Genomic DNA, 1242 nt, shown 5'->3' with positions numbered 1-1242 from the left:
GTACGCGGATCACGGGGAGCGGGGGGAGTGCGCTCCTGACCCGTACGCGCCCGCGTACGAGCTGCGGGAGGCCCGGCTGCCGCGTCAGGGCGCGGGCACCGGCTCGGGGGACGGGCGCGGCGGCAGGGCGGAGGCCCGGCGGGCCGCCCGGCGGCGCAAGGGGGCCGAGCGGCCCGAGGCGCTGCGGCGGCTCCTGCCGCAGGCCCTGGTGGTCGCGTTCCTGGCCGGAGGCACCTCGGCGTTCGTCGCCAGCGACAAGGCGGTCAAGCTCAGCGTCGACGGCGTACCCCGCACCATGCACACCTTCGCCGACGACGTCACCGAGCTGCTGGAGGACGAGGGCGTGGAAGTGGGGGCGCACGACCTGGTCGCACCCGCCCCCGGCGCGGCGCTGGCCAGCGGCGACGAGGTCGTGGTGCGCTACGGCCGTCCCGTGGTGCTGACCCTGGACGGGCAGCGGCACCGGGTGTGGACCACCGCCCGCACGGTCGAGGGCGCACTGCGCCAGCTCGGGGTGCGGGCGGAGGGCGCGTACCTGTCCGCCTCGCGCTCCCTGAGGATCGGGCGGGCCGGGCTCGCCCTCGACGTGCGCACCGAGCGGACCGTGACGTTCATGGCCGACGGGCGTGAACGCACCATCCGTACGAACGCCGCGACGGTCGGGGAGGCACTGGCCGAGGCCGGCATCAGCCTGCGCGGCCAGGACACCACCTCCGTGCCGTCCGGCAGCTTCCCGCGCGACGGGCAGACCGTCACCGTGATGCGGATCAGGGGGGCGAAGGAAGTGCGCGAGGAACCGATCCCGTTCGAGGTGATCAGGACTGAGGACCCGACGCTCTTCAAGGGCACGGAGGTCGTGGTGCGTGCGGGGGAGGCCGGGTCGCGGCGGGTGACGTACTTCGTGCGTACGGTCAACGGGGTGCGGCAGACGCCGCGGCGGGTCGCCGAGGAGATCGCGCGCGAGCCGGTCGCGCGACGCGTGAAGGTCGGCACGAAGGAGAAGCCGGCGTCCGTGGCCGGGGCGGACGGCCTCAACTGGAGCGGGCTCGCCCACTGCGAGTCCGGGGGGCGGCCCGGGGCGGTGGACGCCACGGGCCACTACGGCGGGCTGTACCAGTTCGACACGCAGACGTGGCAGGCGCTGGGCGGCAGCGGGCGGCCGCAGGAGGCGAGCGCGGCCGAGCCTGTCTCGTATACACATCTCCGAGCCCACGAGACTAGCGCTCAACTCGTATGCCGTGT

General features: G+C 74.9%; 1 protein-coding gene. It reads left to right on the top strand.

All coding sequences use genetic code 11. The features are described 5' to 3' along the window. Window positions 1–61: 61 nt before the first annotated feature. Window positions 62–1242 (top strand): resuscitation-promoting factor (locus E2E34_RS34415; RefSeq protein ID WP_138905730.1); only part of this gene is annotated, 1181 nt, incomplete at its 3' end.

The organism is Streptomyces albidochromogenes, from assembly GCF_005981925.1.
Lineage (GTDB): Bacteria > Actinomycetota > Actinomycetes > Streptomycetales > Streptomycetaceae > Streptomyces > Streptomyces albidochromogenes.
Note: the sequence above shows the minus strand (reverse complement) of the source record. Positions and strands in the feature narration are given on the sequence as shown.